Source organism: Mesotoga sp. B105.6.4 (genome assembly GCF_002896535.1).
Taxonomy (GTDB): Bacteria; Thermotogota; Thermotogae; order Petrotogales; family Kosmotogaceae; genus Mesotoga.
The window spans coordinates 76,831-93,025 of sequence record NZ_JWIM01000008.1 but is presented as its reverse complement, the minus strand read 5'-3'; the positions used below and the strand labels follow the sequence as shown (position 1 = coordinate 93,025).

Sequence of the window (16,195 nt, the reverse complement as noted above, 5' to 3'; positions counted from 1 at the left end):
GTTAGCCCCTCCCAAAGAGTATTACAACTGCCACCGCATACTCCCGCTCATGAGAAATGCTTACCGTCAGATCTTCGCCACCCAGCAGCTTCTTCAGTTCCTCAGATGGAATCGGGCATCCCTTTTCATCAACGAGAAACTGGATTTTCGAGAACTCAAGGTCTCTACGCCCGGATGCCTTGACGAAGGCCTCCTTTGCGGCGAAACGCCCAGCTGCAAACTCCATCTTTCTCCGTTCATTTCCAAGAGAATCAAAGACATCTTTCTCTTGCCTTCCGAGTACCCTGTTTGCCACGGCTTCAGACATTCGCGAGATCTTGACTATGTCGATTCCAGCTTTCATTCTTGCTTATACCTCCACAACCGTGACTCCGCTACCGCCTTCTGAAGGCGCACCAATCCTGAAGCTCTTAACTTTCTTTGAGCGTCTCAAGTAACTCCATACTCCTTCGGCCAGTTTTCCAGTGCCTTTTCCATGAATTATGCAACCCTGCTTTGTTCCACTTATCTTGAGAGTCTGGAGAAAATTGTCAATGATAATAGGAACGTCTTCAGTAACACTTCCCCTTATATCGATCTCCTGAGTCATACTCTCACTGACATACTCGAGAGAAGAGGCATCTGATTCCGACTTCAATCTTCCGATGATTTTCACTTTTGAAAACGGGACCTTCAGCGTAATCTTACCTGAGTCAATTACAACTCTATCTCCATCGACTGCACTGACGATTCCTTCTGCTCCACTATCTATAAGCGTAACGGTATCGCCGATTTCGGGTATCTCAAAATCGCCGTCATCACATGAAGAACTTCCGAAACGCTTTAATTCACTTCTAAGCTCATTAAGTCTCTTGACCGCGGTAACCTTGTCTCTTTCATTTGAAGATCTTGACATGCTAATAGCCCGTTCAATTTCCTTTATTACAGATCCTAGTCTTTCCTCAAGATCGGCGATCTCTCTGCTGATCTCTCCATACCGCTTTTCCTTAATCATTGAAAGCTTGTCTTCAAATTCGCTGCTCTTGGATTCAAGATTCTTTTTCGTCCTCTGAAGTTCTCTTCGTTCCTCTTCTAGAGTCGACCTCTCTATATGAAGCTTCCCTATTACTGCCTCGAGATTTCTTGCATCACTATCAATATATGATCGAGCTCTTTCGATAATATCCGGTGCGAGTCCAAGTCTCTTTGAAACCTCTATCGCATTTGAGGAACCGGGAATTCCCATCAAGAGCCTATACGTTGGTCTAAGGCTGGCAACATCAAATTCTACGCTCGCATTAAGAATGTCGGAACGCTCCATAGCAAAGAGCTTAATTGGTGTCAGATGTGTTGTGAGGATCAATTTCGACTTTTCCAAAAGTTTCTCAACTATCGCAATCGAAAGTGCCGATCCCTCTACCGGATCAGTTCCCGCCCCCAATTCATCAAGCAAAACTAAAGAGTCACCGTCGGCATTCTCAATAATTCGGATTATCCTGGATACATGAGATGAGAACGTGCTTAGACTCTGCTCTATCGATTGCTCATCTCCAATGTCTGCAAAAAGCTTCTTGAAAAGCGGGATCTCTGATGTCTGATCAGCAAGAACGGGAAGACCACAGAGCATAAGTATTACAGAGAGACCTATTGTCTTCATCGCTACTGTTTTCCCGCCGGTGTTGGGTCCGGTAATGAAGACTCCATTGATTCCCTCTTCCATCGTAAATGTTATTGGAACTACCTTCTCGTCATCGATCATAGGATGTCTGACGTCCTTCAGGAAGAAGCGACCCGATGACGAAGGCCCAATGAAAACTCCATTCCTCTTCTTGGCATATCTGCACGTTGCGAAAAGAGCATCAAGGATTCCAAGCGCTTCCAGTGAAGGTTCAAGCCTTTCAAAGGTATTGAAGAAGTAAGTCGTCAGTTCTCTAAGTATCCTTCTTATCTCCTCTTCTTCTCTCGATTGCAGAATCCTCATCGAATCATTAAGAGCAATCAGCTCTTGTGGCTCGAAATAGACGGTCGCCCCACTTCCAGAAGAGCCATGAATCACTCCCTGATACTCATTCTTCTTGCTCGCAGACAACGGCAAGACATAACGACCCTCTCTACTCAGCACTAGACTGTCTGTGAGCCCGTCTTTATACCTGTTCATTATAGAATCAAGCTTTCCTCTCAGGTTTCTGGTAAGTGACTTGAGTTCGTTTCTGATTTCCTTCAAGGCTGGAGAGGCACTGTCCTTTATCTGCCCTTCTTCCGAGATCTTCTTCTTGACTTCGTTTATAAACCCACGTTCACATCCAAGAAGAGCAACAACTTCGCCCACAGCAGTAAACTCCGAAGAGACTCGTTCAAAGAATTCCTTGAGCCGACAGATGTTCTCCATGGTAACGGCACTTCTGTAAAGCTCTTCACAGCCAAGGCTGAAACCTCGTTTCACCCTGTTGATATAATCACTTAGATCGTGAAAGACTGAAAAAGGTGGCTCCCCCTCATTTTGAAGAATAATACTGAACTCGCTCGCTCTTCTGTAGAGTAAGTCTGTGTCATCTACCAATGGCCTTAGAGATTTGATTCTCTCTCTACCGTACCTTGATATCGCCTTCTTAGAAATATCTTCCAGAACGCAATCAAACTCCAGAAGTCGCAGCGCATCTTCATCGAACAAGGAATCCATCCGGTAACTCCACCCTTCTAATTATCTTTGGCATAAGCTTCTCCCTGTTTCTTCTGTCGTAAACTGCAATCAGCGCGTACACAACCACAATTGAAGCAAAAGCTGCCCCTAGGGCCAATCCTTCAGAATTGAGAATGATGTTCGTCACAATCAAAGTAACCAGGAAAACGGCTAAGGGTATTCCATAAACAATCATCGAGACCCTAGTTGCGTTTAGCTTCCCTGTCTCTATTTCCACAGTATCCCCTGGATCGACTTCTACACCATTCCTTAAGGCCTTTAAGGTAACTTTCTTATCGCCCAAAGAAACAACGCAGTTATTCTTAGAACCGCACGTAGAACAGGCTTCGGTTCGCGCCTTTTCCAGGAGCACCGTATCTCCTTCCAGCTCCTTAACAACGGCCAACTCTCTCATATCGACAACCTCCGCTAGAAACGGTAAGTAATCTCACCGCCTGCATGAACAACTGGAAGTGTTTTCATTCCGAAGAACTGCTCTAACTCAAGGCCCGCCAAAACTCCGAAGGAAAGAAAGCCAACTCTAACGTAAACGACGGGAGTAATCGAGAAGAAGATTCCGAATTTTTCAAAGTTTGCAGTCATAAGGCCAACCCGAGAGACAACTCTTAGCCCGGCGGCCGATTCCTCTGTAAGATCGTATGCATGGCCAGCAAAGGCTTTTAGGATCGAGTTAAAATGGCCGCTCTTATAGAATAGCTCCGAGGAAGAGGGAGAAATGAAGGAGAAGTTTCCTCCAATTTCAAATGAGTTCTTCCCTATTCGGCTAATGACATATGCTGCGTTTATTCCGTCATAGATCAGCATATCACTTTCCGACTCTATACCAGAGTAGTGAATACCATCTATAATCAACGAAGAAAAACCCAAGGAACCCAATACGATTACCATCAGGAACACAACTATCGCTTTCACACGACACCTCCAGTTTATCGAGATTATAGCATGTGTTTTTATGACGTACCGAAGGCCAAACAAATATGGAGCTCTTTGATTTTGGAACTCACTTAAGCAAGGCAGCAAGATAACCGACAGTTCTGTACCTGTCTCCGATGACTTCGCCGCTCGTCGTGTTGCATAGTATATCCATCGATTCAAAGGTTTCTCTAACAGCCACCATAGGTCCTAGACCACAGGCAGTGATTCGCTCGCTTCTGGATATATCGTATGCCTCTGCGTACTTCCTCTCCTTGACAAGATTCACTAGTCTCCTGTCTTTCTCGATAGTTGTTTCGTGAGACTCGTAGTGATTCAGATCCGAGGAAGCGATTATCAGTAGGTTACTCTTCTCACTCAGGATCTTCCTTAGCAGCCCGGAAACCATTAATGCCACTTCCAGTCTTTGATCACTCATAATTATCGGCACGATTTTGAAGTCACTGTATATAAACTGCAGGAACGGTAGCTGGACTTCTATAGAGTGTTCGTACAGGTGGGCGGCCGTATCAGATACCACAAGTCCGCTAGACATAGTCATAATTGACTTCCCAAGCTCTTTATCTATCTCTACTTCACCCAGAGGTGTGCCCCAAGAATCTTCATTCCATAGAGATAGTCTGGTCCCAAGGCCGGTATGATTGGGACCGATAATTATCACCGTTGAAGGGGTAATTAGAGAATACGACTTCCAATAGCTCCAGGCAGCAACTGGACCGCTTGCCATGTACCCCGCATGCGGCACTACCAAACCAACTGAGCTTTCAGATCTTCCAGGATTCTTAGGGAGACTCCCTGGCCCTATCGGATGAAAGAAGCAATTCTTGATCTGGCTCTTGAGGTCCTCACCGTCATCTGCGTAGAACTTGCCGCTGACAACGGGGCTCCTTTTCACGGCTCTACCACCTCCGCTGTGATAAAGATAACCAGTTCTCTCTTATCAGACGTTCTGTTTTCGGTAGTAAACAACTTACCGATAAACGGCAAATCGCTCAAGAAAGGCATCTTATTAACGGTTACAGTATCCTTGTTTGCAACAAGTCCACCGATCGTCAATGTATTGCCGTTCGAAATAATCAGTCTGCTGTTTGCTTCTCTCGTCTTCTCACCATATAGCGTTCGTGTTCCGTCCTGATACTTCTCGGGCTCGCTGACTTTTATAAAGAGATCGAGAAGTATCTTGCCGTCATCATTGACAGTTGGAGTAATTCTTAATTCGACTCCTGTGTTCAGATACTCGATAGTCTCGATTTCTACGGGATTACCATCTACGTACTCGATTGTTCGAACCAGGTAGGGAATGGTGTCCCCGATATGAATCTTCGCTTCCTGACCACTCATTGAGACTATCGAAGGACTGGAGATAAGGTCGGAATCAGTGTCCCTATTGCTCAGGTCTGCCCCGATCTTCACGACTGCCGTATTTACGATATCATCAATCAGTTTCGTAAAATCAAGATAGTCGATGATTTTGAAGTCGAGATCTATCGAACCGCTTTCAATGAGAATCTCAGGAGTGTTAATCCCTATTGCCGTCTTGAACTCCCTCTGAATATCATCAACAAGCGATTTATCCACGAGCCTTGTTTCGATTCGTACCTGCTTTTTAGGACGCGAGAGATCGGATCCAATTTCGTCAAAGATATTATCAACTCTTGATTTGGCCAGGCCTCTGACTACTATATATCCGTTCACCGGATCTGAGAGAACTTCACCTCCATAGAACTCGATAAGCCTTGTTACTTCTTCAACATTGTGGTAAACACGATAGACTAGTTCAACATCGGTCGGTTCTTCACCGGCCTTCTGTTCCTTCTTTGTCACCGCATAGATATCATCGATTCTGCTTATCTCAACCGGCTTCGTGGCATTTATTACTTTGGTAAGAGCTTCCCATGTGAGATCCTTGACAGACATGGTGATCCTCTCATTTATGTCGTCAATGAAAAGGAGCGAGATTTGAAGCTTGCCGGCCACTAGTCTCAACAACTCTTCCAGATCCTGATTGGCGACATTTATCTGGACAAGCTTTCCCTCAACCACTACTCCCCTTTCCAGCGGATCTACTGCCTTTCTCGACTCCTGGACCTCTTTGATCATCCTTTCGGCCATATCAAGGAGAGCTGAACTCTTCGATTTTATCAGCAGCATCTGAAGTTCGGTGAATGTCTGAACCGTGATACCCTCGATCGATTCTCTTAAGAGAGAGGCCAGTTCCTCAGGATTCACCGTGAGATCGGTTATGTATCTCGAAATCTCCCTATCGGCAGCTGCCTCCTCGACTGTCCTGGTAATTACCATTAGAGACTCAGGATCACCTATAAGCAACCACTGCCGATCTAGGTCGACAAATTCGATTTCGAGACCCAGTTTGAAGATCAGTTCCGCTAACTGGGCCTGTGTGACGAGGTTCTTCTCGATCCTCACCGACTCTCTTTTAGAATCAACAGCGAGTATGTTCAGTGCTGCCCTAGCGTTCTCAAGCCCGACCTGAGTCCCAATTCCAATGAGTCTTCCTGAGTATTCAATGATTGATTTCAGCTGAATTTCCGCGGCTTCCAGAAACTGTCTGACTTGTTCTGTGCTCCAGCCGCTAACAGGAGGAAGGTCTTCGATGTTAATTTGCTCTGATGCTTCCTCGCTGCCCGCATTCTGATTCAGCTCTGAAATAAGCTCTCTCGCGAAGTCAACGTGGTCACTCTCTCCTACCAAGAGGAGGCGAGTATCGAACCTACCGATGAAGACAGATACACCAATGTTCTCAAGAGCCTCCTCAAGGCTATCCATTCCTGATCTTTGGCTCCCCTGAGCGGAATAGACGCTCGCTAAATCCTCTAAGAAGGCCTGCCCCACTGTGATAAGGGAATAGGACAGGAATTTAGCCTCTATCGTTACTGCTTCGATAAGTACCTCTTTCAGTGCTGTTACATCATCAAAGTTACCGACTATCATGTACCTAGATGGTGTGATTTGAACTACGGATACCTCCAGAAGAAGATCGCTAACCATAGCTTGAAGAATCTCAGGAGTCATACTGGCAGGTAAATCAATATAAGCGAAGTGGACCTGCTGGTTGTTAACCAGGTAGTCTATCACGGCCTGTGCTTCGTCGACTGATTCGCGGGTTCCAATTAGCAAATAACCACCGCTCACATCGAAGACTCCAGAAAGAGAAATCGCTTTTGCCTCAAGATACGCATTAAGAGTTTCTGCATCGATTCCGGAGAGTCTCTTTGCGAACCTTGATTCATTTACAATCCCTGCTTTCTCGCTTGTAAGACCGCCTAGAATCTCCTCAAATTCAGCAATATCCTCACCAGTACCTATCATGAAGACCCTGTCTCCGACCGATTCAAATTTGAGCTTCAGTTCCATCAATCCCGCAATCGTCTCAAATTGGTCGATTTGAGTTCCATCCGGCTGTACAAAAGTCTTATAAGAGATAGATCCATCGGCAGAAGTTCCGCTCGAATCTATCCCTATCCGTAGAGAGGAAATCAACTCTTGAGCTCTCGCAAGGGAGGGCTTGGTTCCGACGATTATCGCATAATCACCTGCTTCAATAATACCAACCGGTATCTGAATCGACTCGAAGGCAATCTCAAGCTGCCCGGGCGTCAGATTCCTTGGAAGGATAGTAATTGTGTAAGACAGCGGACCTTCGTCTGCCTCGACAGTTTTTCCAAGTGAGTTGTAGACATCGACGGCCATCTCCAGATCCGTTCTAGTTCCGACAAACACAAGCGCAGTATCGCTTTCGAGAATCTCCACTTTGACGCCGATCAACCTGAAGAGCTGATTAAGCAAGTTCGATGAGACTTCGTCTTCAAGATCAAGAATTTCAAATTCACTCTTCTCTCCCGAATCGCCGGTAGACACCTGAACGAGCCTTTCCACAAGTGCCAGAGCGTTCTCTATCGATTCTCTGGTTCCGATAAGAAGCAGAACGTTGCCTACTGAATCCAGATCCACACTGAACCTTAGCTTATCTAACACAGCCTCCAGTGAACTGAGATCGAAACCCTCCGGCAATGAGATCGTAGCGAATTCGATCTCGTCAGTTTCGGGTTCTTGATCCTCTTTTTCAAACTTTGAGAAGAGCTCAACTGCTCTTGCGTTGTTTTCTCCTGAACCAATGAACACAATGTAATCCGCTACTTCTACGATCTTTACAGGTATATTGAGAGAGGAAAGAAGCTCTCTGAACTGCCCCAAAGAAATCTCTTCTACTAGCTCAACGATTTCGTATTCGGGGCTCTCAAATTTCCCTATTCCCAATGTTGCAGAGACCGAACTCACCAATTCTCTGAAGCGGTCAACATTACTCTGGGTACCAATCGAAACCACGTCTCTACCGACTGGAAGAATCTGGACATTGAGCGATAGACTCTCAACAAGGGCCGCCATTTCGGCTAGCGAAAGCCCATCACCCAACGGGACTATTGAGTACACTCTCTTCTCATCGACCGCAGGATCCTCTGGAGTTAGGTATTCAACTATCTCTTTGGCCGTTCTTAAGTCACTATCAGGGCCAATTAACATCACTTCCCCGTCAACTTGAACAGCTGAAATACTGAGGGCCATGTCGCTCAGAATCCTCTCAAACTTTTCGAGAGTCAGTTCGGCAGGAAGTTTCGCAAGTCTATAAGAGACTCCTTTTCCTAGCCCGCTTCGAATAACTTCATCAAGTAGAGCAACAGCCATATTAACATCCTCTTCGAGACCCGATACGGACATGCTTTGCCCCAGCTTTGTATAGGAGAGGTTGAAACCGGCGGAAACTAGTATCTCCCGTAACTCCTCAAACGTCATCCCGGATGGAATAGTGTACAGGGTGGTCAGCTTCTTCGTCTTCAACTCGAGACCGTCCATCAAAGCCGGTATTTCCGCAAGCTGATCTTCGGGACCTATTAGAAGGTAGCCTTGACTACTCTCGTGGAATACCTTCACGGCAAAGCTCATCGCCATGAAGAAATCAGAGAGAGTCTCGCCACTCCAGCCTTCGAGTTTCGGGAAGAACTGTGCCGTAAGGCTCTCCGCCGTCGGCGCCGACCCCATCTCCTTGAGAAGACTCTCAAAGACAACAATATCCTCTTCGTTTCCAACGACCACTATTCTGTCTCCCTCTCCGAAAACGATTAGAGAGGAGTTCATACTTGACAGAAGCTGATTCAGGAAATCAGTACTATGGCCTATCCCATTGAAGATGCGCATTTCTTGAGACTTCTCGGACGGTTTATCGGAAGTTAGGCGGTTAAGAATGTCCCTTACCTGTTCAATCTCTCCTTCCTTTCCATAAACGACGAAGCTGCCCCGAATCTCGAGAACGGAGATTTCCAGGCCAAGTGTGTTAATTATCCCATCGAGTTCTTCGATGGTAACTTCACGAGGAACTATAACTGTGACTTTGTGTTCGCTGATAATATCGTTCCTTATCTGTACGAATCTTTCAATCTCCTTCTCTGCCCCGATCACTACAAGTCTCCCGGCTACAGAAAGAGGATAGACGTTTATGTTGAACGCCGATTTGACTGATTGGGCGGCCGCAAGATCAAATCCGTCACGAACCTCGACAACCAGATAACTCTGTTCGCCGTCAACAACCTGAACCTCTCTTCGCGAGAGTATCGAGCTAATAGTCTCTTCGGCCTTCTTGACATTTTCCTTTTGGCCGACCGCTATTACTCCGGTTGGCGTATTCAGAAGATCAATACGAATACCCAGCCTAGAGAAGATCGCTCTGAAACTGTCGGTCTCCTCAGTTGGGATTTCCACAAACGCAAAGATGTCAGGTTCATCGCCCTTGGGAAGCACTATGCCTTCAGCAAGTTCGCCGAAGACTCTTACGGTAGAACGAACATCGCTTTCCGGACCTATCACCATCGACCTTCCATCAACGGTAACAACTGTAACTGCAAGTCCCATCTTCTCCAGCATACTCTGCAGATTCTGAATTGAAGGAACGGACTCAACTATCTCGTAGTGAGGTCTCTCAAGACCTGAAAGCCTGGTTGTTTCGGTGTTTATTCGGTCAAGAATTGCCGTGGGGCCCACAATGAGATAACCTGACTGGACCGGTGTTACGCTTACCTTTGCCCACTCCTTTTCTCCCAAATAACCCCTCAAGTATGAAACTAGCTTGCCATCTTCCCAGCCGGCAGGGTTGTTGAAGAATCTAGATTCGACCGCCTCATCTTCTTCCGCCCTTGAAAGCACCGAATGGATAACTTCTATCGCCTTTGTCGACTCCTCTTCGGTTCCAACCAGAATAACGCCGGAAGGAGATGAGAGAAGCTCAACATCTAGTCCGAGACTCCCAAGTATGGCAGTGAACTCGCCGATCCTGTCGTTTGGAATATCAGTGAAAGCGTACTTGAGTTCCTTGTCGGTCTCAAGTATGACGGTTCGTTCATTTATCGATTTCACGACGCTCGCTGCATTTTCAAGGTCTTCACCGTATCCGACAATTATCACGTTGCTTCCAAAGCTCAAAGCAGTAGCGTCTATCTTCAGTTCCGAAAGTACTTGTCTGATCGTCTCGAATGTGCCTTCGCTTGCAGGCATTATTATGTAGTCGTATTTTCTCGAGGTCAGTGGAGCCTCAAGACCGTTTCTCAGCATCTTGATCAATTCGACTGTCCTCTCAACACTTTCTTTCATGCCAACGACAAGGTGTTTGTCTCCGACCGGTAGTATCGTCACCTTAAGTCCCAGCCGTTCAAGAAGAGTGTCCAGCTGGTCGATTGCAGGAAGTGAGGTTTCTATAACAAAGAACGGATCTTCGATCCCTGCCAGACGATCGGCTTCTGAAACCAATCTCGAGATAACTTCTTGCGGACCTACAACGATATAGCCACTGGACGAAGGAGTGATTGAGATCCTAGAGAAATCGTCCTCGCCAAGGAAGTCCATGAAGTAGCTGGCATATTTTGCATCGTTCCAGCCCGGCACAACTGCAGCTACGTTTGAAACTCGCCCCTTCTCTCCTTCAGTTTCAGCAACTAGGGCTTCTCTTTCGAGAATAGCGTTGACGGTCTTGATTGCTGTCTCGACCTTTTCTCTGTCACCGATCATTAAAACCCCGGTGGCAGAAGGAAGAAGCTCTACTTCAGCGCCAAGCTTATCAAGAATTGCCTGATAACTATCTATCTCTCTGCTTTGTATACCTGTGAAGGCGTACGTGGGTTCATAAACCTGCGCTGTAGTTCTTCTACTAAGTATGTCATCTACTACCAAGATCGTTCTCTCAACTGCCTCTTGAGAACCGATTACGATAACTCCGGATGGGGATGTGATTAAGGATACTTCAATTGCAAGTCTCTCAAGAATCGCATTGAAGCTGCCGATGTCTTCCACGGAAATATCAACGACTCTGTATTCTACAGCTTCAGGCACAGTCACATCTTGTGAGACTGATTTCAAGAGCTGCTCCATTATCTGGCTTGTGCGTCGTACATCTTCACCTGAACCGATTACAATGGTGGAACTACCCATTTTTGCGAGATCAACCATAACCCCCAATCTAGCCAGAAGCCCTTCAAGATTGTCGACGGGAGGTATCCTGTCAAACACTGCGAAAGTTGGATTCTCAAATTCTCTGAGTCTCGAGATCTCTGCCTTGACTACTTCTGCCAGGACACTTGGAGTTAGGGCAACAAACCCGCTGGAGGATGTCACAATTGAGATTCTCTCAAAGTCGTCGACTCCAAGGAATAGTCTAAGGTATTCGCTTACCCTCGCAAGATCCCAACCCGGTATGGCCTTGATGTCAAGAGACACTCTTTCTTCCCTTTCAATTTCCTGAGCCTGAAGCTGTTTATATAGAGATCTGAACTTTAAGAGATCCTCTTCTTCACCTATCGCGACAATCTTGTCAGCCACCGCGACTGCAAATACTCTGTAGTTAAGAAGTTCAAGGGCAGGTTCTAGTGACTGAACGGTAATTCCCGACGATAACGGAAGAAGAAGGAAACTCTCATACTTATCCTGAAGTGGAACATCTTGCGATTCTCTTGAGTTGATCGCCTCGATCAACTCCTCCGCACGTTCAAGCTCAGACTCTGCTCCAATGGCGACAACACCTGTAGGGGTGTTGAGCAGTTCGACATCAATACTCAGCCGTTCGATGATTGGGAGAAGTTGTGCTATCGAATCCGATCTAACATCTACAAATCTGAATCTCAAACTGAGCTCTGCTGAAACACTTTCGGAGTGAGCCATTACCGACTCAACTATGTCAAGTGCCTTTAGAAGCTCTTCCCCAGAACCCACAGCAACTACTCCTGTAGAGATCTGGATGAACTCCGATACGACCCCAAGCTTTTCCATTACTATCTCCAGAGGAGCAATATCTTCAGGTCTTACAGGCAAGAAAATGAACGTTTTTGACTCTAGCGCCTGCTCCTCGGGTTCACCTTCCGGATAGATCGCATCTATAAGCTGATCGATGAGCTTTCCGGTTCTGTCAACACTGTCACGGTTTCCAACTATTAAGTACTTGTCTTCAACAGGAATGATTCCGACCTTTATTCCGAGAGCATCTATTAAAAGCTCCAGCTGGTCAAGAGGAGGTAAAGCTCGCTGTACCATGAAGTGCGGGTCCTGAATCTCTTCAAGTCTGGCGATCTCTTCCTCTATCGTCTTTAGAAGTTCAGCCGGGCCAACGATTATGTATCCACTCACCGAAGGAGCAATCGAGACTCGAGAATAGAGGTCTTCGCCTAGATAGTCTCTTAAGTAGCTGGAAAGCATTTCGTTGCTCCAACCAGCCACCTTCTTAACGAAGGTCGATACGTTCCTTCTATCTTCAGAGGGACCTATCTCCTTCTTCTGATCAACAATCGTTTGCACTACAGTTTTGGCCCTTGAAACCTCTTCCGACGAACCAATCAAGAGGGCCCCTGAGGGGGAAGATAATAGTTCAGCGTTGATTCCCATTTTCTCCAAAACCAAAGAGTAATCGCCAATCTCGTCAGAAGAAACGGAAACAAACTCGAACACCGATTCCGTCACAATAGTCGACGGCCGCTTCTCAAGGATTGATTCTGAAGTCTCCATTGCTTTTGCGACTTCTTTGCGTTCACCGATAATCAAGACACCAGACGGGGAGTCGAGAAGCTCCACTTCTATACCGATGCTCGAGAATATTCCTCTAAATGCTGCAGAATCCTCGCCCGATATTTGAGAGAGTTCAAATACCGTTTCACCGACTTCGGGCTCGTCACCGATTATCTCCAGAAGCTTGGCAACTATCTCTATAGTTTGTTTAACATTGGGTTCAGTACCGATGATAACGAAGTAATCATCAACCTTCAGAATATCGACTATTACTCCGAGTCTCACTAGAAGAGAATTCAGTTCGTTTAATGAGGGCATCCTTCGCTCTATAGAATAGAAGGGGCTTTCTATTTTCCTGAGCCTATCGAGTTCCCTTTCAACACTTTCCAAGATTGACTCGGGACAGTTGATGATGTATCCCTTGGCGGTCTGAACGAGAGAAATGCTGGCAGTCTTGTCAACTCCCAGGACTACTCCCAGATACGACAATAGTCGTTCAGAGTCCCAACCGGGCACCCCAAAAATCTCTTTGCTTGCAAAAGCCCCCTCCGCACTCTCTGAGGTGAGAATCTCTCCGTACAACCCTCTGAAAAACTGAAGGTCGAAGCTGTTTCCAACAACAACGATCTTGTCGTAGATCTCTGTGATAACGAGATCGAAACCGAAGACATTTATCACTGAGTTTAGAGATTCTATTGCAATCTCAGGTTTAGAAGAGATTATCAGGTACGAACTATCGGCATCTACTTCTTGAAGAAGTGAAGTTGGTTCTTTCTTTAGAATCTCATCGACAATCTTCTTCGCTTTAGCTAGTTGTGTTTCAACACCGATTCCGATTATCCCAACTGGTGTTTCCACAAGATCAATTTCGTAACCAAGAAGGGTTAGAATCTCTTCCAGGCTACCGACCAAGGACAACTCAACATCTATTAAGCTATAGCTTTTTGGACCGGTCTCAATCGTCTCAATTCTCGACAAAATCGAACTAATAACTGCCATTGCATCTTCAAGGCGGTCCTCAGTTGCCACAACAGCCACGCCGGTTGGTGTGTTTACAAACTCTACTGACAAACTGAGTTTATTCAGAAGCTCGCTGATCCCTTGAATCTCGGAATAGGGCAGATTTATGAATTCATACTTGTATTCTAATTTAGCCTCAGAAACGTCCCCCTGTACAGGAAGCCCGCTACTCAGCTGTCTTACAAGCCTTGATGCTTCCTCAACGTTCTCCCTGGAGCCAATAATCATGAACTGGTTCTCGACTGGAACTATGGTCGCAGCAATACCCAGTCTTTGCAATAGGACTTCAAACTGGGAAAGAGAGGGGATAGATGTCTCCAGTCTGTACGATGGGTTCTCAAATTCTCTCAGTTTTTCCGCTTCAGCGGAAACCGCTTCAAGAACAGATTCTGTTGCAATAACTATGTATCCATTCCCTGAAGTTGTGAGAGTGATATCAGAGAAGAGTCTAAGTCCAAGAAAGTCTCTGAGGTAGGCTCTGAACTTCTCGATATCCCAGCCGGGAATAGCCCTTATCTGGAGGGAGAGGCGAGTCTCCTGACTTGCCATCTTGCTTTCAACCATCTCAGTGATTCTGGGAATTCTCTCTTCAATGATCCCTTCTATCTCAGAAAGCCTTTCCGGATACGCTCTGATTACCAGAAGGCCCGCAGAAGCGATGAAATCAGCCGTCTCATTTTCTACGAGAATCGTTTCGAGCAGATCCCCCAGACCGGAAGAGTAGATTTCGGGAGAGATCTCGAGAATCGATTCCCTTGTCACCCTGTATATCTGTCTTTCATGTTGTTCAAGTTCGTTGATGGCCCTCCCCATGATTCCTGAAGGACCATACATGAAGACCAGTCTGTCCGCAATCTGCTGAATTGTGTACTCACTCTCAACGAGACCTTGGGCAGCAAAGAACGTACCAAGAAAACTGGATACTTCTTCATATGAATCGTTGGTCTTCAGTTCCAGGTAAGTGCTATCATAGTCATCAAATGTAATCCCGGTAAATAACGACAGCAGGTATTCGGCAGTCTCTATAGAGCTCTTAGCACCCTTCACGATGTAACCCTTTCTCTCGCCTAAGGGCTCGATTATTGAACCTGTAATTCGTTCGACCTGAGCTACTATCGACTCTTCTATTGTATGGTGATAGTTCACCATGAGGTATGAAACGTCTTCAGAAATTGCGGAGAAAGAGTCTGCGATTCTCTCCAGAACAGGAACTAGATAATTTGGCAACTCGAATGTGACTTTTCCGATAGGCTCAAAGGTTCTGTCAACGGAAAGCTCCTCATAAACTGCATAGCTTTGAAGAATCCCGAAGATCGCTCCCACGAGGGTCCCGTCATCAGGAAGCCCCGACCCTGAAGCCCTGGCAAGTTTTAGAACGTCCTCAATCAAGAAGAAATTGTCGGGGAGAGTCAATGTCACCCTTGTCCTGCTCGAATCAAGATCTTCTGAGGTCAAATACAACCTGTAGAGATCGAGATACTCATAAAGGGCCGTAACTTGAGAATCGTTTCCAGAGAATATCAGCTTGTTGAACTCAGGAATACTTACTATGGTAAGGCTTTCTGAGAAGAGCAGCGAATTAAGACTCCTTGCCAATTCGTAGTATGCTGTAAGCGGTTCAACATCGACGTTAGTTATCTCCCACGGGACAGAGTATTCTTTGGTGACCGTGTTTTTCGTAAGAGCTGCAGAAAGACTCATGTGGGTCTGGAGATCGCCAAACACCATCAAAGAAGCCTCGTTCGGTAGATACTCTATGTAGCTATTTACTGGAAGAGTCTTTCTCAGCCTTTCAATCTGTTCTGAAACGGTCTCCCCCTCAATATTGAAATCAACACCGATATACGTCTTCCAGAAGGCATTAACAAGATCTTGAACTTCTTCAGGCGAACCCAGATAGAAGGTTCCATCAGTCAAATAGGAATAAGCGACCCTATCTCCAAGAGACGTAAGGATATTTCTTAGAATATCTTCGGGCATGGCCAGTGAGAAACCAACCACAACCTGCTCATTTCTAACACTTGGAGAGATGATATACGACAGATCTAGCATTTCTTCAGAAAAAAGATATGTCATCGCAGTAGATACCGTCATACCATATGTAGTAAATTTCTCGATATTCACATTAATATTCGATCTAAAGAATCTAAGTGTGACAACATTCTCCATAATCGTAACTTCCGGATCATCGATTGCTGGAATCAACAAAGCGACGTTCACCGACAGTCTCTTGGGATCTTGCCTGGTCCACAAACCTTCAACCGGACCCATTCGAAGCGGCAAATTCATATCTCTGCCGCTTACACCGTTCATTGCCAGAGAATATATGGTCCTTGAAGGATTCGATTGTATATTGTAATCTGTGACTTTGTCCTTAAAGATCAGAGTCACTGTTACCGATTCTGCATCCATAGTGGGAATGACTGAATTCAGCTGATTAGAGAAACCAATACAGAAGATGCCCAGAACTAGAAATAAGACCGCTATTCTTCTCACACGAATCAC

At 45.9% G+C, this 16,195-nt stretch carries 6 protein-coding genes; all 6 read right to left on the bottom strand.

Annotated elements, in window-relative coordinates:
* Window position 1: 1 nt before the first annotated feature.
* The 6 genes from acpS to RJ60_RS03340 all read right to left on the bottom strand — a co-directional run bounded on the left by acpS (window position 2) and on the right by RJ60_RS03340 (window position 16,186).
* On the bottom strand, window positions 2–343 hold the full coding sequence (acpS, locus tag RJ60_RS03365) for a holo-ACP synthase (protein ID WP_099828950.1): 342 nt from the start codon (window positions 341–343) through the stop codon (window positions 2–4).
* Between the two features lie 6 nt (window positions 344–349).
* Window positions 350–2,659, bottom strand: coding sequence for an endonuclease MutS2 (locus RJ60_RS03360; RefSeq protein ID WP_099828949.1), 2,310 nt, complete (start codon window positions 2,657–2,659; stop codon window positions 350–352).
* The gene (locus RJ60_RS03355; RefSeq protein ID WP_099828948.1) at window positions 2,640–3,074 is read right to left on the bottom strand and encodes a SoxR reducing system RseC family protein; all 435 of its coding nucleotides are present in this window, start codon (window positions 3,072–3,074) and stop codon (window positions 2,640–2,642) included. Before RJ60_RS03355 ends, RJ60_RS03360 begins: the two co-directional genes overlap by 20 nt.
* Window positions 3,075–3,088: 14 nt before the next feature.
* Window positions 3,089–3,592, bottom strand: a complete 504-nt coding sequence (locus RJ60_RS03350) for a hypothetical protein (protein WP_099828947.1) — start codon at window positions 3,590–3,592, stop codon at window positions 3,089–3,091.
* 88 nt (window positions 3,593–3,680) lie between these two features.
* Entirely contained in the window at window positions 3,681–4,508 is an 828-nt protein-coding gene (gene amrB, locus RJ60_RS03345; RefSeq protein ID WP_099828946.1) for an AmmeMemoRadiSam system protein B, read from the bottom strand.
* A complete protein-coding gene (locus RJ60_RS03340) occupies window positions 4,505–16,186 on the bottom strand; it encodes a type II and III secretion system protein (protein ID WP_243392223.1) in 11,682 nt (3,893 codons plus the stop codon). The genes amrB and RJ60_RS03340 overlap by 4 nt, the downstream gene beginning before the upstream one ends.
* Window positions 16,187–16,195: the final 9 nt, after the last annotated feature.